Source organism: Acidimicrobiales bacterium, assembly GCA_040219085.1.
Lineage (GTDB): Bacteria > Actinomycetota > Acidimicrobiia > Acidimicrobiales > JAVJTC01 > JAVJTC01.
Genome location: JAVJTC010000017.1, coordinates 46,993 through 68,730 on the forward strand (window position 1 = coordinate 46,993; position 21,738 = coordinate 68,730).

A 21,738-nucleotide genomic window follows, 5' to 3' on the forward strand; every position below is an offset into this window, starting at 1 on the left:
CCGGTCAGGACAAGAGCGCCGGGCGGTGACGGCGCAGGTACCACCACGCCGCGCCGACGACGACCCCCGCGGCGAAAGCCGCCGACCCGACCGTCGCCATCACGAACCAGTCCGCCGTGGGCTCCTTGTCGGGCGTGACACGCGGCGAAGCGGGCAGCGTGTAGGGCGTCTCGTCCTCACTACCGAGTGGTGGGGGCAGTTCGGCGTCTACAGCCATGTCGCCACGGTACCCGCGCGACGGGTCCACATTGCGACGGTCGGCTCGACGGTCGGCACTCAGCCGTCGTGGGTCCAGATCCGATCGAACGCGCGGGGCAGGGCCCAGACCCCCAAGGGCGTGCTGCGGCCGTCGACCACCAGGCCGGCCGCCTCCCAGAACGTCAGGGCGATCGAAAACCCGGACGCCACCCACGCCCTGTCCGCCTTCGCAATCGAGGTTGTGACCTCGGGACAGCGATTCACGGAATCGACGAGCCCCTCAGGCGTGACGGGCGCACCCGCACCTGCGCGCACGATGCCGATCACCGCCCCCAGCCAGTCGGCCCACTCGAGACCTGAGAGGCAGCGTCGTTCCTCCGCATCCAGGCCGCCGATCGGGCGGTACGGCGCAGCCACCACCCCGGCGGCGCCGAGCACCACGGCCGCGTGATCCTCTTCGGACGCAGCATCGGCTCCACCAGATCGGGCCGCCTCGACGAGGGCCACGCCCGGCCAGGTGCCGGCCCGGGCCGCGTCGCGCAGCCCCCCCGCCGCCGTCGCGAGCTCGGTCGGCACCCCCTCCTGTGCGAACTCGTGACGCAGTGCACTGCGGAGCACATCGCGCGCGGCGCGGTCGGCTTCGACGTCGGGAACGGCATCATCTGCGTCGTCGGGGCCGGCGGCCCCGACGGACTGCGCCGTGGCAGCCGGCCATGCCCCGGCGAGGGCCGCGGTGCCGACGATTCCAGCTCGGGCGAGATGGTCCGCCGCCGCCACGAGATTCGCGAGCGTCTCGTCGCCCACCGGACCACCCCGCTCGCGCGCGGCGCCCACCGCCGCCGCGATGCGGCCCGCCGCTGCCTCGACCGCGAGACGCTCCACGGCCAGCGACGGATCGACCGACTCGGCGAGGAGCCCCTCGGGCCCGTCGATGGGATCGGGACCGAACCGCACCGCAGACGCCTCCGACCCGTCGATATCGCACAACAGGGCGTAACGCTGCGCCTCGTCCTCGCCGAACGTGACGACGACCGTCTCGGAGTCGACGGCGCCGACCTCGCGCACCGCCCATCCGGCCTGCGGACCCGGCACACCCGCCACGGCCCATCGGGGCGGCGCGCTCCCGGCTGCAGTCATCGAGGCCGCAGCCGCCGCGGCGGGCACGGCGATCGCCAGGACCGACGGTTCGAAGAGCCCCAGCGCGTAGACCAGCGCCTCTTCACCCGCATCCGTCGCCGCGGCGAGTAGCCGTCGATCCAGCTCCCCGACGTCCACGTCAGGGTCATCACGCCACAGGCCGAGCGCACCGGACACCCACACGAGGGCCTGTCCGGCCGCGGTCAGCGCCGGCAACGTGACAGCGGCCTCGGCGAGGATCTCCGCTATCACCTCGTCGTCGAGGACAGAGCCGTCGACGGCAGAGCCGTCGGCGACAGCCGATGGGTCCTGAGGGTCGGTCACCGGCCGAACGCTACCGTGGCGCCGTGCCCGAGTTGCCCGAGGTGGAGACCATCCGGCGTGCTCTGGAGCCCGCCATCGCCGGGCGGACCGTGGTCACCTCCTGGAGCCACCCGTCCGCGAAGTTCACCCCGGCGACCACGCTCGACGGCGCACGCCTCGGCGACGTCGACCGTCGGGGCAAGTACCTGCTGGTGGCGGTCACCGGACCGGGTGGAGCGAGGCCGCGTGAGCTCGTCGTCCACCTCGGAATGACCGGCCTGCTACGTCTCGTCGATACCGCCGGGGCCCCGTCGGACCCCTACGTCCGCGCCACTCTGAACCTCGGCGAGGAGACACTCGAGTACCGCGACGTTCGCCGGTTCGGTCGCCTGCGGGTGGTGGCAGCCGGCGACCACGCCGGGATCCCCACCCTGGCCGCCCTGGGCCCGGAACCGCTGTCGGAGCAGTTCACACCACAGTCGCTCTACTCGGCGGTCGCCTCCAGTCGCCGGGCGCTCAAGACGCAACTGTTGTCCCAACGACCCGTCGCGGGGATCGGCAACATCTACGCCGACGAAGCCCTGTGGATGGCCGGCGTCGGTCCCGCCCGCCGCCGGATCACCAGGGCCGAGGCGACCCGCCTGCACGACGCGATTCGAACGGTGATCGCCGCGGCAATCGACCGGGGCGGAACGACGCTGCGCGACTACCGCACCTTCGACGGCGGTACCGGCACGAACCAGGACCACCTCGCCTGCTACGGCCGATCGGGGCTGCCGTGCCCGCGGTGCGGGACCGCGCTGCGCTCGCGGGTTCTCGATGCCCGCACGACGACATGGTGTCCCACCTGCCAGTCGACCCGGCGCTCACCCACGGTGGGCTAAAGGCCTCCGGGGCGGGAGTTCTCGAGGACGAGCGCCGCCATGCGTGAGCCGCCGATCTGGTGGGGATTGACCACCTGGTTCGCCCCGGCCCGGCGCAGCTTCGGCTCCACGCTCTGATTGGTCGCTCTCGCCACGATGAACAGATCAGACCGCTCGGCACGCGCGGACAGCGTCACGAAGAGGTTGTCGGCATCGCTGTTCATCGCGCAGATCAAGGTCGAGGCGTGCTCGAGACCAGCGATCCTGAGGACCGAATCGTCGGTTGCGTCGCCGTGGACCCAGTAGTGGTCCTCCACCTCCTCGATCGTCTCCTCCCGGTCGATGATCACCACGTTGTGCCCGGACCGTTCCAGCGAGTCCGTGATCGCCCGGCCGACCTGGCCGTAACCACACAGGATCACGTGGCCCCGAAGGTGCGCGATGTCCCTCTCCATCCTCTGCCTCCTGTAGTGGTCTGTGAGACGGCCCTCGATGAGGATCTCGAGAACGATGCTGAACGTGTAGAGCGTCGTGCTCGTGCCGACGAGAACGACGATGATCGTGAACACCTCGAACCGGCCGTCGACGTCGCCGATCTCGCGGAACCCGACGGTCGTGACCGTAATGACCGTCTGGTAGAGGGCGTCGAGCGGCGTCAGACCCAGGGCCCAGTAGCCGAGGGTCCCGCCCACGCCGATCGTAAGGAGGAGGCCGATCGCAAACCACAACTGGTGGCGGGGGTCGGTCGGTCGCCGCCGGCGTCGTCCCGGCGGTCGCTGATTCTCACTGGCCTGCATCGGCGCCGCCACGACTCCATGATGGCGCACCGGGCGCGCCCGCCAGGCGAGCCCGGCTCGGTACCGTGACACCGTGTCCCCAACGCGACCGCCGTCGAGGGTTCCTTCGAGGAGCGAAGCGGCACCGACCCGACACGACCGGAACCGCAGGCCCACCTCTCTGGTCGTGGCCGCGACGCTCATCCTCGCCCTGGTGGCCGCGGCGTGCACGGGTGGCTTCTCCGACGACCCGGTCATACAGGCGGACCCTGACCGCCCGGGATCGTTGACCCCGTCCCCCGACACGGACGGTGACGGCGGCGGCGACACGGAGGCGGGGGGCTCCGACGCCGGGTCCCCACAGCCTGACGATGCACCCGGAACCGACGACGACCCCCCCGATGACAGCGAACGCATCGCGGTTCAGGACACGGACGGCACACTCTTCACGATCCGCCCCGACGGCGGGGACCTCGTGGTCCTCGCCGACGACGGCCGCTTCCACTCCCAGCCGGTGTGGTCCCCCGACGCCGGCCGCCTCGCCTGGTCCACATTCGCACCGGACTCGACCACCACGACGGTGGCCTCCGCCCGGTTCGACGGAACGGCGTGGGCCGAGGTGGCGACACCGGCGGGCGCCTTCTACCTGTCGTGGGATCCGACCTCGGCCCGGGTGGCGACGTTGTCGGGCGGCGTTGCCGGCGTCGACGTCGGCGTCGTCGACATCTCAGCGGGCGACGGTTGGCGACGGATCGACCGGGGCGAGCCGTACTGGTTCGTCTGGGGCCCCGACGGCGAGGAACTCCTCGTCCACGCCGACGGCCTGAGGCTCGACCGGGTGGATCTCGACGGCACGACGGTGATCGTGGAGTCGGCCCCGGCGCCCTTCCTCACACCCGCGTGGACCTTCGAAGCACGCTCACTGATATACCCCACCACGATCGACGGGGCGGCCACGCTCGTGACGAGCGGCACCGAGGGGGAAGGGGCACTGCCGCTGTTCACCTACGACGGACTCCTGCGTTTCGCCGTCAGCCCGGCGATCAACCGGATGGCCGTGCTCACCGCCGAGGTCCCCGAACCCGACGACGGCATCGTCACCGCCTCGGCGCCGCTCCCCGCCCAGATCGATCCCGACAACCTCCCGCACCTGGAGGTCGACACGTTCGCCCTTCTCGCGACGTTCGGTTCCGACCCGACGGTGCTCTCCGAAGAGGACGTCGTCGCCTTCTGGTGGTCGCCGGGCGGCGAGGCACTCGGCTGGCTCGAGCCGGCAGCCGACGGCGAACCGGGACAACTGCAGTGGTGGTTCCTCAACACCGACGGTTTCGTGCCCGGCCCTGTGTTCACACCGAGCACCGTGTGGGCACGCGACTACCTCCCGTTCTTCGACCAGTACGGCCGGAGCCACTCGCTGTGGTCGCCGGACGGCACGGCCGTGACCTACGCGGGGACCTCACCCGACGGGCGCTCCGGCGTGTGGGTCCACGAGGTCGCGCTCGGTGCAGAGCCACGTTTCCTCGCGGACGGAGTCGTGTCGGTGTGGTCTCCGGCACCGGCCGGCAGCGGGGCGTCGAGCCCCCTGTAGGGGCTCCCCCGGGGCAGGTCCCAGGCGGGTAGGTTGAGCGACGTGCCAGATGACGTACGGCTGACCGGGTACAGCCACGGCGCAGGCTGAGCGTGCAAGCTCGGTCCGACCGAGCTGGCGCAGGTCCTGCGCACCCTCCCGAAAGTCGAACACGCCGACCTGGTGGTCGGCAACGAGACAGGTGACGACGCCGCGGTGTGGCGCCGTCCGGACGGTCGCGCCCTCGTTTCGACCGCCGACTTCTTCACCCCGATCGTCGACGACGCCCGCCTGTGGGGGCGTATCGCCGCGGTCAACGCCGCCAACGACGTGTACGCAATGGGCGGCACTCCACTGTTCGCGCTCGCGCTCGCCGCCTGGCCGGTGGACGTCCTACCCCTCGACCTTCTCGGGGAGGTTCTCGCCGGCGGCCTCGACGCCGCGGCCGAGGGCGGCTGGGTCGTGGCCGGGGGACACACCGTCGACGGTCCCGAACCCATGTACGGCCAGGCCGTGACCGGCGAGGTCGACGTCGACGAGATGTTCACCAACGCGGGCCTGGCTGCGGGCCAGACGCTCGTGTTGACCAAGCCCATCGGTACGGGCCTCATCACCACGGCACTCAAGCGCAGTCCCGCCGCCGATGCCCGTCCGGGAGGCCCCCTCGCCGCCGCGTACGAGGCCGCCGTCACCGAGATGACCCGCCTCGACGCCGAGGCCGCCGTCGTCGCGCGCGCCGCGCGGGCCACCGGCGCCACCGACGTGACCGGGTTCGGACTGGTGGGTCACCTCCACCGGATGGCGCGCGCGAGTGGCGTGGCGATCGAGATCGATCCGGGAACGGTGCCACTGCTGCCCGGCGCCGAAGACCTCGCCCGGGCCGGACAGGTACCGGGCGGAACAGGCCGGAACAGGGCGTTCCTCGGCGACGCGCTCGTCGACGTGAGAGGAACCGAGCGCGGCGCCGTGCCCGATGTTCTGGCCGACATCCTCGCCGACCCCCAGACTGCCGGTGGCCTCCTGTTCGGCTGTGACCCCGCGGCCGTCACGGAGGCGCTGGCCGCACTCACCGAGAAGGGACACACGGCGGCTGCTGTCGGGACGGTGATCGCTCCCGTCGACGGGGCCCCGACCGGCACCATCCTGATCGTGTAGCGGCCGACCGCGGTCACGTCGTTCCCCGACGACGCCGACGCAACCGCTACTCCTGAGCGTGAGGCGTCTGGTCGGGAAGCCCGGCGAGGTGCGCGGCGTCGTTGTACCGCACGAGACGCCACCGCCACGCCTCCAGGTCGCTGCGCAGCGTGAGTTCGGTGAGCGACGTGTTCAGCGTCCACAGGTCGAACCCGCCGTGGCGCGGCAGATCCAGCAGGTCCCGGAAGGCCACGTCGATCACGCCACCGTGGCACACGACGAGCACCGTCTTCCCGGGGTGCGTCGACGCCACGCGGGCGACCGCACCGCCGGCCCGGAGATGGAACTCGGCGGCGCTCTCACCACCCGGCGAGAGAGGCTCGTAGGGGTCCGTCAGGAAGTCGAGCCCGTAGCGCTCCCGGAACTCCGTGAAGGTGAGTCCGTCGGCCTCTCCCGGACGACGTTCGACCAGGTCCCGGTCGCGGTGGACCTCGTCGATGCCGATGTGTGCGGCGACGATGTCGGCCGTCTCGACCGCGCGCTCGAGCGTCGAGGACCATACGACGTCGATGGGGGGATCATCACCGGCGGCGAGACGCTCTCCCAGCGCGGTGGCCTGACGGCGACCCAGTTCCGACAGCCCGGTGCAACTGCGTTCACCACCGAGCACCCGGCGGACCGTGACTTCGGACTCGCCGTGGCGCACCAGGATCAGTCGAGTCGGCGGGGTCGATTCGTCGGTCGTGTCGTCGTCTTCGGCCGTGTCGGATTCGGTCATGGCGAGAGTGTGGCGCACGTGGCCTGAGCGCGCGAGGTCCGCGGTGGTGCACACTGGAGACGATGAAGGAGACAGTCGTCCTCCTGGTCTCGTTCTGTGTCGGCGCGGTGCCCTTCAGCTACCTCGTCGCACAGTCGGTGGCCGGAGCCGACCTGCGCACCGTCGGCAACGGCACGGTGTCGGGTACGGCGCTGTACCGCGTCGCGGGCTTTCTCCCCCTCGTCGTCGGTGGCGTGCTCGACGTCGTCAAGGGCCTCCCGGGGGTGATGCTCGCTGACGGGGCCCCGGTACTCGCCGCGTTCGCCGCGTTCGCCGCCGTGGCCGGACACAACTGGTCGCCGTTCATCGGTGGCGCCGGTGGTCGGGGTCTGTCGCCGGCGATGGGGGCGCTCCTCGTCGTCGCGTGGCCCGGGACCGTCCTTCTCCTCGGCGGCCTCGCGCTCGGTCGCCTCGCCAACCACACCGGGCTCTCCACCTTCCTGTCCCTGCTCGTACTGCCGTGGCTGTTGCTGTTGACCCATGGAAGCGCCGCGATGCTCGCCGGCTGGCTGATCATCATCCCGATACTCATGAAGCGGATGGTGGGCAACTCCCGCTTGCCCCGGACGCCGGACCGACCGAGGATGGTCACCCGACGCCTGTTGTTCGACAACGATGGGCTGACCGGAACCCCCTGACGTGACCCCGCCGGTCGTACCGGCCAACTGACGTGCAACTCCTCCGCCGACCCGACTTTCGACGCCTCCTGATCGGTCAGGGCATCTCCGGCCTGGGCGACTGGATGGGCACCTTCGCCTTCATGGCGCTCGCCCTGACCGAGACCGAGTCGTCGGCCGCCGTCGGCGGGATCCTCGCGCTGCGACTGCTCCCGGCGGGCCTGGGAGGTTCCGTCGCCGCCCGGATGGCCGCCCGCTGGGACCGGCGCCGGATCATGTTGACCACGGATCTGATGCGGGTCGGAGTCGTGGCCGTGGTCCCGCTCGTGCAGGGCCTGTGGTGGATCTACGTGTGGGCGTTCGTCCTCGAGGCGACGTCCATCGTCTTCGTCTCCGCCCGCGACGCCGCGGTACCCGACCTGGCCGACGAAGAGGACCTCCCGGTGGCCAACGGGTTGATGATGGCGTCGAGCTACGGCGGCATCCCGCTCGGGGCGCTGGCCTTCGGTGGTCTCGCCGCTCTACCCCTCAACGACAGCGGATGGTTCGCCGAGCATCCCCAGGCACTCGTGTTCTGGATAGACGCGCTCACCTTCCTGGCCAGCGCCGTCCTCATCGCCCGGCTTCCCAGACTCGGCGGAGGGACAGCCCCCGAGGAGGAATCGAGTGGCAGGCTCCGCGACGCCTGGCGGCTGCCGCTGGTGCGCAGCGTGATGCCCGCGACCGCGGCGGTGGCGCTCGGACTCGGCGCTCTGTTCTCGCTGGGGATCGCCCTCATACGCGACGAGTTGTCGGCGTCGAACACCGAGTTCGGGATCCTGATCGCCCTGTTCGGTGTGGGCGCGGGCATCGGGCTCGCCCTGACCCGAAGACTCGGGACCGATCTGTTGACCACGACACGGTTCGGGGTCACCACGATGGGACTCCTGGTCACCTCGATGAGCCTCAGCCCGGAGATCTGGCTCACCTACCTCGGCGCCATCGGCTTCGGTGCGGGGGCGACGATCGCCCTGACCTCGGGGATGAGCGCCCTGCAGAGCGGCGTCCGCGAATCCGAACGCGTCCTCGCCTTCGCCGCGTTCCACGTCGTGATCCGCATCGGACTCGGCGTGGCCGCCGTCGTGACCGGGGCGATCGCTGACGGACTGGACACGGTCCAACTCCCGGGCGACTCCTCGATCAGCGCCATCCGTCTCGTCCTGCTCGGGTGCGGTGTCGTGGTCGTCCTCGCGGCCCAGGCGGTCAGACCGGTCGCCACGCCGGCCTCCACCACCGAACCCACGGCGGCGCCATGACCGTCGCCGTGATCACCGACTCGACGGCCGCCCTTCCCCGAGAGCTCGCGGCCGAACTCGGCGTGACGGTGGTCCCGATCATCTTCACCGTCGACGGCGTCGAGACGCCCGAGGGGTCCATGGACACCGAGGCGCTCCTGCGCGCGCACGTCTCGACGGCGGCACCGCCGCCAGGAGCGTTCGCCGCGGCGGTGGCCGGAGCGGACAGCCCCGACGGGGTCGTCATCGTGACCGTCTCCGCCGAACTGAGCAGCACGCACCAGTCCGCCGTGCTGGCGTCCCGACTGGGCGGGGACGCCGTGGAGGTGATCGACTCCGGGTCCTCAGCCGGGGGCCAGGCTCTCGTCGTCGCGGCCGCTGCCCGGATGGCGGCCACCGGCGCCGACGTGACGACGGTGGCCGCCACCGCGCGGCGGGTTGCCGACCGGGTGCGGCTACTCGGAGTCCTCGGCGGACTCGCCCAGCTCGCGCGGACGGGACGGATCCCGAGCCTCGCCGGCTGGGCCGGCGACCGGCTGGGAATGAAGCCGATGTTCGAGATAGACCACGGCCGCATCACCCGACTGATGCCGGCCCGTGGCGTGGACGCAGCCCATGACCGGGTGATGTCGGCGTGGCGGGCGACCCGCCCCGATGCGGACACCCCGCTGCACGTGGCAGCCGTACATGCCGAAGCGCCCGAGGCCGCTCAGCGTCTACTCGACGCTGTGAGCGCCGAGCACGCCCCTACGACGGCCATGATCGGGGAGTTCGGACAGGCGATGATCGCGGCCTCCGGGGTCGGGGTGTCGGGCCTGGCGTGGTGGTGGGACGACTGAGACCCCGCCCGGTCAGGCGCGGGGCGCCAGATCGGTCAGGGTGAGCCCGTAGGTCTCCTGGAGTCGCACCGGCCCGACGAAGGAGCCGGCGGTCGTGTCCGTGGCCTCGTCCCATCGCAGGATCATCCGGTCCTCCGTCGCGATCCACAGATCGGTGGTCGTTCCGCCGGTCGGGTCGTCGGTGGGCGACTCGATGACCATGTCGAGGTGCACGTGCACGGCCTCGACGGCCTCTCCGCCCACGTCGACCGTTTCCAGTCCCCGCACGGACACCGTGAAGACCTCGTCGAAGGTGCCCTCGGCGCAGCGGCCGGACCACGTGTCGCCCACCGCCGGCTCGGCCGGCACGAGCAGCAGCGGCTCTTCACAAGTGAGGTCACGCCGGTCGTCCTGACCGAAGAACTTGTGGAAGGTCGTGTAGCCGGTGGCGACCAGAGCCCCCTCGTCGTCGCACAGCTGCCAATCTTCGTAGCGCTCCACGAGTGCGTCCCAGCGCACCCGCACCCCGCACCCCGCCGAGCTCACGGTGATGGTGGTCGTGGCCGGGTAGTCGTGGGTGGTGCCGCCGAGCGCGTCGACGGACTCGTCTCCGGTGGTCGCGTACACGTAGACACCCGGTGCCGGAAGGTGACCGGCCGAACGCTCGGCTTCAGCCTGGGCCTCGCGGAAGGACTCGACCACGTCGTCCACGGCGACCGGGGTGGTCGAATCGTCGTAGATGAGACCGAAGATGATGTAGATGGCGGCAGCGACCACGACGAGAACCGCAGCGGTCCATGCGACGACCTTGCGGACCCGGCGGGGCTTCTTCTCGCCGTCCTGTTCGCCCAGTTCCTCGTCCACGTCTCCCCCCGTGAGCCGAGACGGTCCGTTGCGGCACCGGCGCCGCCGACAGGTGGCCGTCAGGCTCCACTCACAACCGTACCCGCCACGGTCCTAGGGTGACCGACCATGGTTTCAGAGATCTTCGACGAGTCGGCGTGGACCGAGGTCCCCGGATTCGACTTCAACGACATCACCTACCACCGCTCGGTCGACTCCGGCACGGTGCGGGTCGCGTTCGACCGACCCGAGGTTCGCAACGCGTTCCGGCCCGCCACGGTGGACGAGCTGTACCGCGCGCTCGACCATGCCCGTCAGAGCTCGGACGTCGGCTGTGTGCTGCTCACCGGCAACGGGCCGTCGCCCCGCGACGGCGGCTGGGCGTTCTGTTCGGGCGGCGACCAGCGGATCCGTGGCCGCGACGGCTACCGCTACGCGGGCGGTGACACCGCGGAGACGATCGACCCGGCCCGCACCGGACGTCTCCACATCCTCGAGGTCCAGCGGCTGATCCGTTTCATGCCGAAGGTGGTCATCTGCGTGGTCCCCGGTTGGGCGGCCGGCGGCGGCCACAGCCTGCACGTCATCGCCGACATGACGATCGCATCCCGCGAACACGCCCGCTTCAAGCAGACCGACGCGGACGTGGCGAGCTTCGACGCCGGGTTCGGCTCCGCCTACCTCGCCCGCCAGGTGGGCCAGAAGCGAGCCCGGGAGATCTTCTTCCTCGGCCTCGAATACGACGCGCAGGAGGCCCACGAGATGGGGATGGTGAACGCCGTGGTCCCCCACACGGAGCTGGAGGCGTTCGCGCTGGACTGGGGCCGGCGGATCAACGGCAAGTCACCGACGGCGCAGCGGATGCTCAAGTTCGCGTTCAACATGATCGACGACGGACTCGTCGGCCAGCAGGTCTTCGCCGGCGAGGCCACCCGCCTCGCCTACGGCACCGACGAGGCCGCCGAGGGGCGCGACTCCTTCGTCGAGAAGCGCGACCCCGACTGGTCCGACTACCCCTGGCACTTCTGAGATCCACGACATCTTCGATCGATGCCAGTGCCTTCGCGCTAACAGCGATTCACAGCACCGCATTGGTGGCGCGATCGATACCGTCGCCGTCGCTCTCGTGACTCCTCCCCCGATCGCTGCGCCCACGCCGAGCGCCCCCAACGGGTGGGATGTAGACCGCATCCTGTCGGGCTCGCGTCTGCGGACCCGTCGGAGCTACGCCGCTGTGGCAGTAGGTGAACTGGTCGGCGCCGGCTTCGGGCTCTTGCCTACGTTCTCGGCGCCCCATTACAGCGTGGTGCTGGGCTCCTACACTGTGGAGCGGGCCGAGCTCCTCATCCAGGCGCTGGGTGAGATCCGACCGAACCCCCACCATGTGAGGAGGCAACAGTGAGCACACCAGCCGAGATCATGGTCACGCTGCCTGCCGACGTGAACCAGGTCGACGACACAGGTCTTGTGTGGGCGCTTCTCAGCCATGCGGGCGAACCCGAACGTATTCAGCCGGGAGCGATCATCGTCGCCGGCGATCCCGTTGAGCCGTTCCTGGCCCGGGTGGTCGACATCGTCGATGGTCCGGGCGACGACTCGATCGTGCATCTCGACGTGCTCGGCGTTCCTGATCAGACGATTGCAGAGCTCCGTCACGCGGGTCTTCTGACCGCGTAGAAGCGCTGCGGACGACCATACGTCGGGCCACCTGGGCCGGTCAGTGACTCTCGGCGGAACGGATCGCATCCCGGTCGGCCTCGCCCGGCGTACCGAGAGCGACGCCGGAGGGCAGTTCGACGTGCAGGTCGTCGCCACCGTCGATGCGCGCACGGCCACGCTCGACGGTCACCTCGAGCACGTGGCCGCCCTGCGTGCGGTCTTCGGACAGGAAGTGCATGTGATAGCCGGGGACCTCGACGCCGGCGACGCGGTCGGGGAACCGGAACCCCACCAGCGCACCGGTCGCAGATGCGACCGCCCATTCGGTCTGTTGTCGGGTCACCTCGACCAGGGAGGGGAACGGGGGCGACTGTGCCGGGACGCTGCGCAACCGGAGGTCGCTGAAATCCCCGTCGACCCTGAACGCCGAAAATGACCGACTCTGCGATGCCGAGTCCAGCTGTTCCACCAGCGCGTCGAACGGCAGTGGGCCGTCCAGGAGCGTGTCCACCGATGGCGAGAACCTGCACACGACGGCGAACGGGGTGCGGGTCTCATCGGGGACGGCTCTGACGACACCCTCTGCGTCGATCACGAACGCCTCCCCGTCGAGGATCACCATCTCACCGTCGAGGCGGTCGATGGTCCCGATGCCGAGGTCTCCGTGGCGGAGCAACTGCGCGATCGACATGTCGCCCTCGAACATGCCCTCCATGAGCGCGTTGATCGTGCTGGTCTGGAAGGCGACGTGCTCGACCGACGGGTCGTGCTGGAAGTCGACGCCACTCAGCGCCCGCAGGTGCAGCGCGCCCACCATGGCGTGATCGACGATGTCCCGTGTCATCGACCCACAGTAGGTGAGGGCCGGGACCGCAACCCCGATGAGACCGCTCAGCCGATGGGGACCGCTCGAGTTCCGAGAGCTTCGATGAGCGCGTCCGAGCTCGCTGCGAAGGGCCCCCGCTCCCCGTTCTTCTTCACCACGACCTGCGAGTCGACCATCCACCGGCCGTCGGGGAGGTCGATCACGAAGTAGCGGATCCCGTGCCCACTCTGCGACGTGTCGTCGAGGTGGTGCACGGTGACCTCGCCAATAGGCGCTTCGGCCTCGACCTCCTTCACCCGCTCCTTCCAACCGCTGAGGTGGAGGACGCGAAACGTCGACGGGGACACGGCGAACGCGCGGGCGTGTCCGGGAACCCCCCACATGTCGGACAGATCACGGCCGAGCGCCCGGGCCGGGAGCCGCAGGTCCGCGACCGAGACGGACCCGGAGACCTCCGTACCGGGATTGACGACGCTGATCGTGATCACCCGGGTGAAGGCATCGAGTGTGTCCCCGCGCTCGTTGCGCAGCCAGTCGCGGACGTTCGCTTCGACCTTGGCGGGCTTGGGCACGTGGTCGCTCCTGTTCTCCGGGACGGCTACGCGGTTCCCGTCGTCCTACCGGCCCGTGAGTTCGGTGAACTTCTCTGCGAAGGGGCCGGGACCGGCTGTCTTCACGACGTCGAAGTCCACCGAGGTCCCGTCGACGAAGGTGATCAGCATCTTGCCGGCGAGCTTGCCCTGGTCGAGTTCGATCGACTGGATCTGGTCGAGCGGAATCGACGCGTTCAGCCCCTTGGGCCGCCCGGACAAGGCGCTATGCCCGAACACGAGAAGACGCTGGGCCGAGAGGCCGAGCACCGCCTTGCCCGCCGGGATCTCGACGGTGATGCCCTCGCCCCTCTGCTGCTCGGAGTCCTTGAGACGCTTGTTCGCCAGTGCCTCACCGGCCACCGCGCCGACCGCACCACCCACGGCGCCCCAGGCGACCTGCCGGCGGATCGCGCCCGGCGGCTGCCCGAACGTCGAAGCGAGCACCTGTTCGCCGGGCTCGAGATCATCGGCGCAGTGTTTGTGGATCTTCTTTACGAAGTCGATCATCGCCATTGCGGTCATCCCTTGTCGAAGTCACCAGGATTGTGTCACGCAAGGGCCGCTCGCAGCGTCACGCTGCGGCGACGACGGCGATCTCCACCTTCCAGACCGGCCGGGCGAGTTCAGGCACGGTGACGAGCGTGGACGCGGCGAGGTGGCCGTCGAGCGCCCGGTCCCGGGCCGCCATGACGACGGCGAGGTCGTTGCCGGCGACGACGTAGGTCGTGACCGAGACGATGTCGGCGACGACCATCCCCGCCGCGGCGAGGATGGTCGTGATGTTCTCCCAGACGAGGTCGGCCTGGTCGGCGAGGTCGTCGGGGACCGTCCCGTCGGACCGGGCCGGCACCACCCCGGAGGTGTGCACCATCCGCGCTGCGCCCACTGACAACACGCCGTGGGCGTAGGCCGACGCCGGCGCAGCGAGGCCGTCCGGACGGATCTCGCGGTTCAACCCCTGGTCTCCGTGAGCGCGGTGGCGTAGCGGTCGTGGGCGCAGGTTCCGTCACCTGTGACGGTGAGGATGTCGACACCGTCGTGCGTGACGAGCAGCGTGTGTTCGAACTGGGCGCTGCGGCAACCGTCGTCGGTCGCCGCCGTCCAGTCGTCATCCCAGACGTGCAGGTGGCGGGTACCGAGGTTGAGCATCGGCTCGATCGTGAAGGTCATCCCCTCCTCCATCGGCGTGCGCAGTCGCGGCTCGTGGTAGTGCGGAATCTGGATCGACGTGTGGAACTCGGTGCCGATGCCGTGGCCGATGAACTCACGCACCACCGACAGACCGGCGCGGCGGGCGTGTGGCTCGATGACCTTGCCGATCGCGCTGAGCGGGACACCGGGTTCGACGACGTCGATCGCGGCGTAGAGGGACGCGTGGGTGGCACGCACGAGCCTCTCGGAGTCCTCGTCCACATCGCCGACCATCACCGTCGCGGACGTATCCCCGTGGACCCCGTCCAGATAGATGGTCACGTCTACGTTGACGATGTCGCCGTCCGCAAGGGGACGGCTGTCGGGGATCCCGTGACAGATGATCTCGTTGACGGACGTACAGACGGACTTGGGGAAGCCCCGGTAGCCGAGCGGGCTGGGGTAGCCACCCCGGGCGATCGTGGCCTCGTGGACCAGCGCGTCGATCTCGTCGGTGGTGACACCGGGAGCGACGTGGTCAGCCGCGAGGATGAGGATCTCGGCGGCGGCCGCACCCGCCCGGCGCATCGCGGCGATCTCCTCCGGCGTGCGCACCGGCGACGACACGGAAGGACCGGGGTCCCCGGTGGCTGCGTAGGGCGGCCTGGGGATCCCAGCGGGAACGGTACGCTTCGGGCCTATCAGGCCGCGCCTGACCGGGGGGTCCGAGGGGGTGGCGGAGGAGCCCCTCCGCTTGCGCTTGGCCATCGTGTACCTCGTGTTCTCGGGCCTGGGTGATGTGATCCGCCGGGTCCGGACGACCCGGCACCCGTTGCTTCGACGCTACCGCTCAGCCGGTTCGGGGCCTCGGTCCACCTCGGCCCGGAGCAACCGCTGGATCTCAGCGGCGGACACCGCGGGACCGAACAGGAAGCCCTGGCCGCGCCGACACCCCATCGAAACGAGGGTCTCGGCCTGGGCGGCGGATTCGATCCCCTCGGCCGAGACCTCCATCCCGAGCGACGTCGCGAGGCCGATGATCGCCTCGACGATGGCGCGGTCGTAGGGGTCGTCGACGACGTCGGTCACGAAAGACCGGTCGATCTTCAAGAGGTCGACGGGGAAGGACTTCACGTAGGTGAATCCGCCGTACCCGGTGCCGAAGTCGTCGATCGCAACGCTCCCACCACGTGCCCGGATGGACTCCAGCACGACCCGGGCGGTGTCGGGCTCGGCGAGAAGAGCCGTCTCCGTCAACTCGATGCACAGGAGCCGCAGCGACGGTGCGGCTCCGTTCAACTCGTCGAGCAGGTGCAACAGATCATCGGGCGCCGCGAGCTGCACGGCCGAGAGGTTGACGCGGCACTGGAAGTCCGGCGGGAGATCGGTCCACGCCGCGAGATCCTCCCACGTGCGACGCAGCGCGTACTCGCCGATGTCGACGAGCAGTCCGCTGTCCTCTGCGATCTCCACGAAGTCCGCGGCGCCGAGTCGGCCGCGTTCGGGGTGGTCCCAACGGACCAGCGCCTCGACACCGACCAGGCGGCCGGTCGCGAGGTCCACCTCGGGCTGGTACACGACGACCAGCTCGTCGCGTCCAACGGCGCCGCGGAGATCCGTCTCCAACATCGAGCGGAGGCCGAGCCGGGCTTCGAGCGCGTCGTCGTGGAAGACGACCCGGTTGCGCCCCGCCTCTTTCGCCGCGTACATCGCGAGGTCCGCCGCGTGCACGAGCTCGGGCGCCTTCACCTCCGCTGTGGCCACGGCGACGCCGATGCTCACCGAGGTGAGGACCTCCTTCGAGCCGATCTCCATCGGTTCCTCGAGCATGACGCGCAGCCGCTCCGCCCCGGCGGCCACAGCCCCGACGCCACCGGACACCTCGAGATAGACGAGAAACTCGTCACCCCCGACACGGGCGATGAGTCCGGGCTGCGCCACCGCCTCCCGCAGCCGACCGGCCACACGGCTCAGGACCTCGTCCCCGACGAGGTGACCCATCGAGTCGTTGATGTGCTTGAACCTGTCCAGATCGACGAACAGCAGTGCCCCGGCACCTTCCGACGACGCCGCCAACCGCTCCGCGAGCCGGTCCGCGAAGGCGGTCCGGTTGAGCAGACCGGTCAACGAGTCGCGGCGGGCGGCCCGCTCGAGCTGCAACTCGACCGTCTTGCGGCGCGTCACGTCGAGCGCGTAGAGCGTCACTCCGGTGGGCTCACCGTCCACGTCCACCTCGGGAGCGAACCGCGCCCAGATCCACCGCGACCCGTCACCGACCCGGATGCGCGTCTCCAACTCGACGATCTCGAGCGACGCGATGCACCCGGCGACGGCCGCCGACCACTGCCCGGGCGGGTCGGTGACACCGAGCGCCTCGACACCCGCTCCGACGAGGACCTCGTGACCGAGCCCGACCACACCCAGCGAGCGATGGCTCGCGAACCGGATGATGCCGTCACGGTCCACCCTGACCACGAGCGCCGGCGCGTTCTCGACCACCGAGCGGTGGCGCCGTTCACTCTCGCGGAGACGCTGCTCGGCGCGACGCCGTTCGGTGACGTCCTCGACGACGCTGAACGTGTACCCCAGAGCGCCATCGGAGCGGGCGACGCGTGCGATGTGCGCCCGCAGCCACCGCTCCTCACCGTGACGCAGGATCCGGTACTCGTTCTCGATGTGCTCCTCGCGACCGGTGAGGACCCCGTCGATCAACGCCGCGGTGCGCTCGGCATCGTCTTCGTGGACGAAGCCCTCGGGGCCCCGCCCGACCAGATCGTCGAGCGGAACACCGACCATCTCGCAGTAGGCCCCGTTCGCCTGCAGGAGCCGTCGCTGAGGGTCGCGGATCACCAGACCGACGTGGCCCGTCTCCCACAGGGCTGAGAGACGACGCAGGAGCTCGTTGGCCGCCTCGGCGCCCACGAGGAGCCGACCGATCGCCACGATCGCTCCGCGTTCGGCCGCGCCACTCGGGGGGCGTGTCAATCCGCAGAGGGTGACGAGGCCGCCCTGTTGCCCCCCGGCATGCACCGGGATGCACATGCCGAGCAGTGCCCCGGGCCCGTCGTCGAAGTCGACCCGTAGCTCGGGCACCGGCCCCTCGTCACCGAGGGGCACGAGTCCGTGGTGCTCCGGCGCGACCCGCTCCAGTTTCTGCGCCAGCTCTGGCGCGAATGCGATCGGCAGGTCGCCGAGAGGCGCTTCGTCGCGGTAGTGGGCCGCCGCCGGGACCAGTCGCCGGGCGGCCGGGTCCTGGAGCCAGACCCGGGCCCGACTCACGCCGAAGAGGTCGCAGACCTCTTCGAGGATCCCACTGACGACCTCCGCGAGGTCCGAACGAAACGGATCGGCGAGCTCCGTCGCGGCCTTCAGGACCAGCGCGCCGAGGCGCACGTCCATGGTGAAGTCGCGCCCGCCCTCCACCGTCATCCCCCCGGCCAGCGCGGCGGGCGCTTCTCCAGGAATGCGCCGATCCCCTCACGCGCGGCGTCGTTCGACGCGTTGTCGACCATGATCGGCGTCGTGATGTCGTAGGCGTCGACCTCGGGGCGGCCGACCTGCGCGTAGAAGGCCCGCTTTCCGAGCGCGACCACCTCCCGGCTCGACGCGGCGATCGCCGCCGCGAGCGCGTCGGTGGCGGACGTCAGGTCCGCCACGGGCACCACCCGGTTGACGAGACCCCACGAGAGCGCCGTGGCGGCATCGACCGGCTCGCCGGTCAGCAGCATCTCGAGAGCGCGCCGGGGCCCGATGACAGCGGTGAGCGGCACCATCGGCGTCGAACAGAACAGACCGATCCGCACGCCGGGCGTCGCGAAGGCGGCCCGGTCGGACGCGACCGCGAGATCGCACGAGGCGACGAGCTGACATCCCGCCGCGGTGGCGAGTCCGTCGACCTCTGCGATGACCGGGACGGGCAGGGCGCGCAGCCCTTCCATCGCGCGTCGACAGGACGCGAAGACCGCCTCGTGGTCCGGGGTGCCGCCGGCGAGCAGTTCCCGCAGGTCGTGGCCCGACGAGAAGACCGGTCCCTGCGCCGCGATCACGATCACCTTGACACTGGTATCGGCGGCGGCTCTCGCCGCAGCGGCGGCGAGGTCGTCGAGGAGTTCCGCCGAGAGCGCGTTGCGGTTCTGCGGCCGGGCGAGTGTCAGTCGGGCGATGGGGGCCTCGACGCAAGCCTGCACCGTCTCGGCCGCCGCTGGGTGGTCACCTGAACGAGGACTCATCGAACGAGACTAGTTTCGTCCGGGCATGTCGGCATCGGGTGGAACCAGAGCGATCATCGCGGCTTTCCTTGCGAACCTGGCAATCGCGTGCGCGAAACTCGTCGGGTTCTTCGTCACGTCGTCCGCGTCCCTGCTCGCCGAGGCCGTCCATTCCTTCGCGGACACCGGTAACCAGGCCCTGCTCCTGCTGGGCGGGCGGCGGGCGAAGCGCGAAGCGACGCCGCTACACCCCTTCGGCTATGGCCGGGAACGGTACTTCTGGGCCTTCGTCGTGGCGCTGGTCCTGTTCACCGGCGGCTCGCTGTTCGCCGTGTACGAGGGAATCGACAAGATCCGCCATCCCCACGAGCTGGAGAGTCTCGGGTGGGCGATGGGCATCCTCGGCCTGGCGATCGTGCTGGAGGGCTACTCACTACGCACCGCGATCGTCGAATCCAACGCGGTGCGGGGCACGACGAGCTGGAGCACGTTCATCCGTCGGAGCCGCTCACCCGAGCTCCCCGTCGTCCTGCTCGAGGATCTGGGGGCGATGGTCGGTCTGGTCATCGCCCTGAGCGCGATCCTCACCGCGGAGGTCACCGGCGACGCCGTCTGGGACGGCATCGGCACGCTGTCGATCGGCGTGCTGCTCGGAGTGATCGCCATCGTGCTGGCCATCGAGATGAAGAGCCTGCTGATCGGCGAGGGCGCCGTGGCCGACCAGCGTGACCGCATCGTCGCGGCGATCGCCGCAGCGCCGGAGGTGGTCCAGTTGATCCACCTGCGCACTCTGCACCTGGGACCCGAGGAGCTTCTGGTCACCGCCAAGGTCGAGTACACGAGTGGGCTCGACGTACCGGCGCTGGCGCGTACGATCGACCGGACCGAGATCGCCATCCGCGACGCAACGGACCTGTCGGCCGTCGTCTACATCGAACCCGACATCAGACGGACCCACGGCGTGAGCGCCGGGGGGCCCGGAGAGGCCCACCAATGAGTTTCCAAGCACTGCTGTTGACCCGCGACGGGGACTTCCGTTGCGCCATCACGGAACTGGACGAGGCAGCTCTGCCCGAGCGGGCGGTGACGATCGACGTCGAGTACTCGACGGTCAACTACAAGGACGCTCTGGCTGTTCTCGACCGGGGCAGGATCGTGCGCGAGTGGCCGATGGTTCCCGGCATCGACCTCGCCGGGGTCGTGTCCGCGAGCACCGACGAGTCGTGGTCACCGGGCGACCGGGTCGTCGTGAACGGCTGGGAACTCGGTGAGTCGCGGTGGGGCGGACTGGCCGAGAAGGCCGCTGTGGACCCAGGGTGGCCGACACGTCTGCCCGAGGGCGTCTCCACCCATGACGCCGCCGCCATCGGCACCGCCGGCTACACGGCCATGTTGTGCGTACAGGCCCTCGAGAACCACGGCCTGGTTCCCGGAGACGGACCCGTCGTCGTCACCGGCGCAGCGGGAGGCGTCGGCAGCGTCGCCATCGCTCTGCTGGCACATGCAGGCCACGAGGTGGTCGCCTCCACCGGGCGGGTCGAGACCGAGGGCGAGTATCTGCGCGGCCTGGGCGCGAGCGAGGTCATCCACCGCGAGGAACTGTCACGTGAGGCGAAGCCGCTCGAGGGCGCCCGGTGGGCGGGGGCCGTCGACACCGTCGGGTCGACCACGCTGGCGACGGTGCTCGCCCAGACGGTCCCCCACGGCTGCGTGGCGGCATGTGGACTCGCAGGCGGAGCCGACCTGCCGACCACGGTCATGCCCTTCATCCTGCGCGGCGTCGTGCTGGCCGGCGTGAACTCCGTGTACGAGACACCCGCAGTGCGCGATGCGGCCTGGGCGCGGCTGGCCACCGACCTCGACGAGAAGCTGCTCGCCGCGATGACCGACGCCACCGTCGGCCTCGGATCGGTCACCGGCGTCGCCACGCGGGTGCTGTCGGGACAGGTCCGCGGACGCGTTGTGGTCGACGTACGACGGTGACGGAGGGGGCCTAGAATCGGGGCAACCCGAACCCCCGAACGGAGAACGACCTGATGGGCCGCTTCCAGACCTCGCTCGAACTCGCAAAGACCTCGTGGAAGGTGTTGCAGCGGGACCGCGAGTTGCTGTGGCTCCCGGTGATCGGCTTCACCCTGTCGGCGCTCATCGCCGGCGTTGCGCTCGGCATCTCGTTCCTCGTCGACTACGACATCGACACGTCGACGATGGAGGCCGGACCGGCCACGACGGTCGCCTGGATCGTCGCAGGTCTCGCGATCGCGACGATCACGTCCCTGGTGCAGGGCTCGCTCGTGTCGGGTGCGGCCGAGCGCATGCGGGGCGGCGACCCGACCGTCTCGTCGGCCATCGGCGGCGCGCTGGCCCGCCTGCCCCAACTCCTGGGCTGGACCATCATCACCTCCACCGTGGGCCTGATCCTGCGGGCGATCCGGGAGCGGTCCGGCATCGTCGGCGACATCTTCGCCGGACTCCTCGACATGGCCTGGCAGGTCATCACCTTCCTCGTCGTCCCCGTCATCGTCTTGGAGAAGAAGGGCCCGATCGAGGCCGTCAAGCGCTCCACCGAGTTGCTGCGCACCACGTGGGGCGAGAACCTCATCGGCCGCTTCGGCCTCGGCCTCGTCGGCATGCTGGCGATGCTCCCGGCACTCGTCCCGATCCTCATCGGCGTGCAGCTCGGCGGCGCCGGCCTCGTCATCGGCATCGCCATCGGTGCGGTCTGGATCGGCCTCATCGCGGTGATCATGACGGCGCTCACCGCCATCTACCAGACCGCCCTGTACGACTTCGCAGCGAACAACCACGTTCCCGAGGACTTCGTCGGCACCGGCCTCGACACCGCCTTCGAGAGCCGCGAGGGCGGCCCCAACACCGGTCGCGGGGGCTTCGGGGGGCCCTTCTCCTCGGGCGGCTTCGGGGGTCGCTGAGCGGCACGACGGATCGCCGGCCGCCCTCGAGGGCGGCCCCTCGA

Annotated in this window: 24 protein-coding genes; 12 read left to right on the top strand and 12 right to left on the bottom strand. The window is 70.2% G+C overall.

Going from position 1 to position 21,738, the window contains the following annotated elements:
• Window positions 1–4: 4 nt before the first annotated feature.
• Together RIE08_06795 and RIE08_06800 are read right to left on the bottom strand one after the other, a co-directional pair.
• The gene (locus RIE08_06795; protein MEQ8717302.1) at window positions 5–217 is read right to left on the bottom strand and encodes a hypothetical protein; all 213 of its coding nucleotides are present in this window, start codon (window positions 215–217) and stop codon (window positions 5–7) included.
• A gap of 59 nt (window positions 218–276) precedes the next feature.
• Window positions 277–1,659, bottom strand: a complete 1,383-nt coding sequence (locus RIE08_06800; protein MEQ8717303.1) for a hypothetical protein — start codon at window positions 1,657–1,659, stop codon at window positions 277–279.
• A gap of 23 nt (window positions 1,660–1,682) precedes the next feature.
• On the opposite strand from RIE08_06800, the gene mutM reads away from it, so the two are divergent.
• Window positions 1,683–2,522, top strand: coding sequence for a bifunctional DNA-formamidopyrimidine glycosylase/DNA-(apurinic or apyrimidinic site) lyase (mutM, locus tag RIE08_06805; GenBank protein ID MEQ8717304.1), 840 nt, complete (start codon window positions 1,683–1,685; stop codon window positions 2,520–2,522).
• Here mutM and RIE08_06810 read toward each other — a convergent pair.
• Window positions 2,519–3,193: a potassium channel family protein gene (locus RIE08_06810; protein MEQ8717305.1), complete on the bottom strand. Its 675-nt coding sequence runs from the start codon at window positions 3,191–3,193 to the stop codon at window positions 2,519–2,521. The genes mutM and RIE08_06810 overlap by 4 nt on opposite strands.
• A gap of 271 nt (window positions 3,194–3,464) precedes the next feature.
• Here RIE08_06810 and RIE08_06815 point away from each other — a divergent pair, with 271 nt between their 5' ends.
• Window positions 3,465–4,865, top strand: a complete 1,401-nt coding sequence (locus RIE08_06815) for a hypothetical protein (GenBank protein ID MEQ8717306.1) — start codon at window positions 3,465–3,467, stop codon at window positions 4,863–4,865.
• 42 nt (window positions 4,866–4,907) lie between these two features.
• Entirely contained in the window at window positions 4,908–5,999 is a 1,092-nt protein-coding gene (gene selD, locus RIE08_06820; protein ID MEQ8717307.1) for a selenide, water dikinase SelD, read from the top strand.
• Between the two features lie 46 nt (window positions 6,000–6,045).
• Here the strand turns inward: selD and RIE08_06825 are convergent, their stop codons facing one another.
• Window positions 6,046–6,756, bottom strand: coding sequence for a histidine phosphatase family protein (locus RIE08_06825; GenBank protein ID MEQ8717308.1), 711 nt, complete (start codon window positions 6,754–6,756; stop codon window positions 6,046–6,048).
• 62 nt (window positions 6,757–6,818) lie between these two features.
• Between RIE08_06825 and RIE08_06830 the strand changes: the two genes are divergently transcribed.
• From RIE08_06830 to RIE08_06840, 3 genes are read left to right on the top strand one after another with little or no spacing between them, the layout of a single operon-like run.
• Window positions 6,819–7,433, top strand: coding sequence for a glycerol-3-phosphate acyltransferase (locus RIE08_06830; protein ID MEQ8717309.1), 615 nt, complete (start codon window positions 6,819–6,821; stop codon window positions 7,431–7,433).
• 32 nt (window positions 7,434–7,465) lie between these two features.
• A complete protein-coding gene (locus RIE08_06835) occupies window positions 7,466–8,707 on the top strand; it encodes an MFS transporter (GenBank protein ID MEQ8717310.1) in 1,242 nt (413 codons plus the stop codon).
• Window positions 8,704–9,525, top strand: coding sequence for a DegV family protein (locus RIE08_06840; protein MEQ8717311.1), 822 nt, complete (start codon window positions 8,704–8,706; stop codon window positions 9,523–9,525). Before RIE08_06835 ends, RIE08_06840 begins: the two co-directional genes overlap by 4 nt.
• A 12-nt stretch (window positions 9,526–9,537) precedes the next feature.
• Here the strand turns inward: RIE08_06840 and RIE08_06845 are convergent, their stop codons facing one another.
• Complete coding sequence (locus RIE08_06845) at window positions 9,538–10,368, bottom strand: hypothetical protein (GenBank protein MEQ8717312.1); 831 nt, start codon at window positions 10,366–10,368, stop codon at window positions 9,538–9,540.
• 108 nt (window positions 10,369–10,476) lie between these two features.
• On the opposite strand from RIE08_06845, the gene RIE08_06850 reads away from it, so the two are divergent.
• From RIE08_06850 to RIE08_06860, 3 genes are all read left to right on the top strand, one after another.
• Window positions 10,477–11,376: a 1,4-dihydroxy-2-naphthoyl-CoA synthase gene (locus tag RIE08_06850; GenBank protein ID MEQ8717313.1), complete on the top strand. Its 900-nt coding sequence runs from the start codon at window positions 10,477–10,479 to the stop codon at window positions 11,374–11,376.
• Window positions 11,377–11,473: 97 nt separating this feature from the next.
• Entirely contained in the window at window positions 11,474–11,749 is a 276-nt protein-coding gene (locus RIE08_06855; GenBank protein ID MEQ8717314.1) for a hypothetical protein, read from the top strand.
• A complete protein-coding gene (locus tag RIE08_06860; protein ID MEQ8717315.1) occupies window positions 11,746–12,024 on the top strand; it encodes a hypothetical protein in 279 nt (92 codons plus the stop codon). Before RIE08_06855 ends, RIE08_06860 begins: the two co-directional genes overlap by 4 nt.
• A gap of 40 nt (window positions 12,025–12,064) precedes the next feature.
• Here the strand turns inward: RIE08_06860 and budA are convergent, their stop codons facing one another.
• The 7 genes from budA to RIE08_06895 form a co-directional block, all read right to left on the bottom strand.
• Window positions 12,065–12,850, bottom strand: a complete 786-nt coding sequence (budA, locus tag RIE08_06865) for an acetolactate decarboxylase (protein MEQ8717316.1) — start codon at window positions 12,848–12,850, stop codon at window positions 12,065–12,067.
• 47 nt (window positions 12,851–12,897) lie between these two features.
• Complete coding sequence (locus RIE08_06870; protein ID MEQ8717317.1) at window positions 12,898–13,404, bottom strand: hypothetical protein; 507 nt, start codon at window positions 13,402–13,404, stop codon at window positions 12,898–12,900.
• Window positions 13,405–13,449: 45 nt separating this feature from the next.
• Entirely contained in the window at window positions 13,450–13,938 is a 489-nt protein-coding gene (locus RIE08_06875; GenBank protein ID MEQ8717318.1) for a hypothetical protein, read from the bottom strand.
• Window positions 13,939–13,996: 58 nt separating this feature from the next.
• Complete coding sequence (locus RIE08_06880) at window positions 13,997–14,380, bottom strand: RidA family protein (protein ID MEQ8717319.1); 384 nt, start codon at window positions 14,378–14,380, stop codon at window positions 13,997–13,999.
• Window positions 14,377–15,171 carry a type I methionyl aminopeptidase gene (gene map / locus RIE08_06885; GenBank protein ID MEQ8717320.1) on the bottom strand — a complete coding sequence of 265 codons (795 nt, stop codon included), beginning with the start codon at window positions 15,169–15,171 and terminating at the stop codon, window positions 14,377–14,379. Before map ends, RIE08_06880 begins: the two co-directional genes overlap by 4 nt.
• A 228-nt stretch (window positions 15,172–15,399) precedes the next feature.
• Window positions 15,400–17,979, bottom strand: a complete 2,580-nt coding sequence (locus tag RIE08_06890; GenBank protein ID MEQ8717321.1) for an EAL domain-containing protein — start codon at window positions 17,977–17,979, stop codon at window positions 15,400–15,402.
• A 2-nt stretch (window positions 17,980–17,981) separates the two neighbouring features.
• On the bottom strand, window positions 17,982–18,785 hold the full coding sequence (locus RIE08_06895; GenBank protein ID MEQ8717322.1) for an enoyl-CoA hydratase: 804 nt from the start codon (window positions 18,783–18,785) through the stop codon (window positions 17,982–17,984).
• 25 nt (window positions 18,786–18,810) lie between these two features.
• Here RIE08_06895 and RIE08_06900 point away from each other — a divergent pair, with 25 nt between their 5' ends.
• The 3 genes from RIE08_06900 to RIE08_06910 are packed head-to-tail and all read left to right on the top strand — an operon-like array spanning window position 18,811 to window position 21,694.
• Window positions 18,811–19,761 carry a cation diffusion facilitator family transporter gene (locus RIE08_06900; GenBank protein ID MEQ8717323.1) on the top strand — a complete coding sequence of 317 codons (951 nt, stop codon included), beginning with the start codon at window positions 18,811–18,813 and terminating at the stop codon, window positions 19,759–19,761.
• Window positions 19,758–20,747, top strand: a complete 990-nt coding sequence (locus tag RIE08_06905) for an MDR family oxidoreductase (GenBank protein ID MEQ8717324.1) — start codon at window positions 19,758–19,760, stop codon at window positions 20,745–20,747. The genes RIE08_06900 and RIE08_06905 overlap by 4 nt, the downstream gene beginning before the upstream one ends.
• 53 nt (window positions 20,748–20,800) lie before the next feature.
• Window positions 20,801–21,694, top strand: a complete 894-nt coding sequence (locus RIE08_06910; protein MEQ8717325.1) for a DUF6159 family protein — start codon at window positions 20,801–20,803, stop codon at window positions 21,692–21,694.
• The last annotated feature ends 44 nt before the right edge of the window (window positions 21,695–21,738 follow it).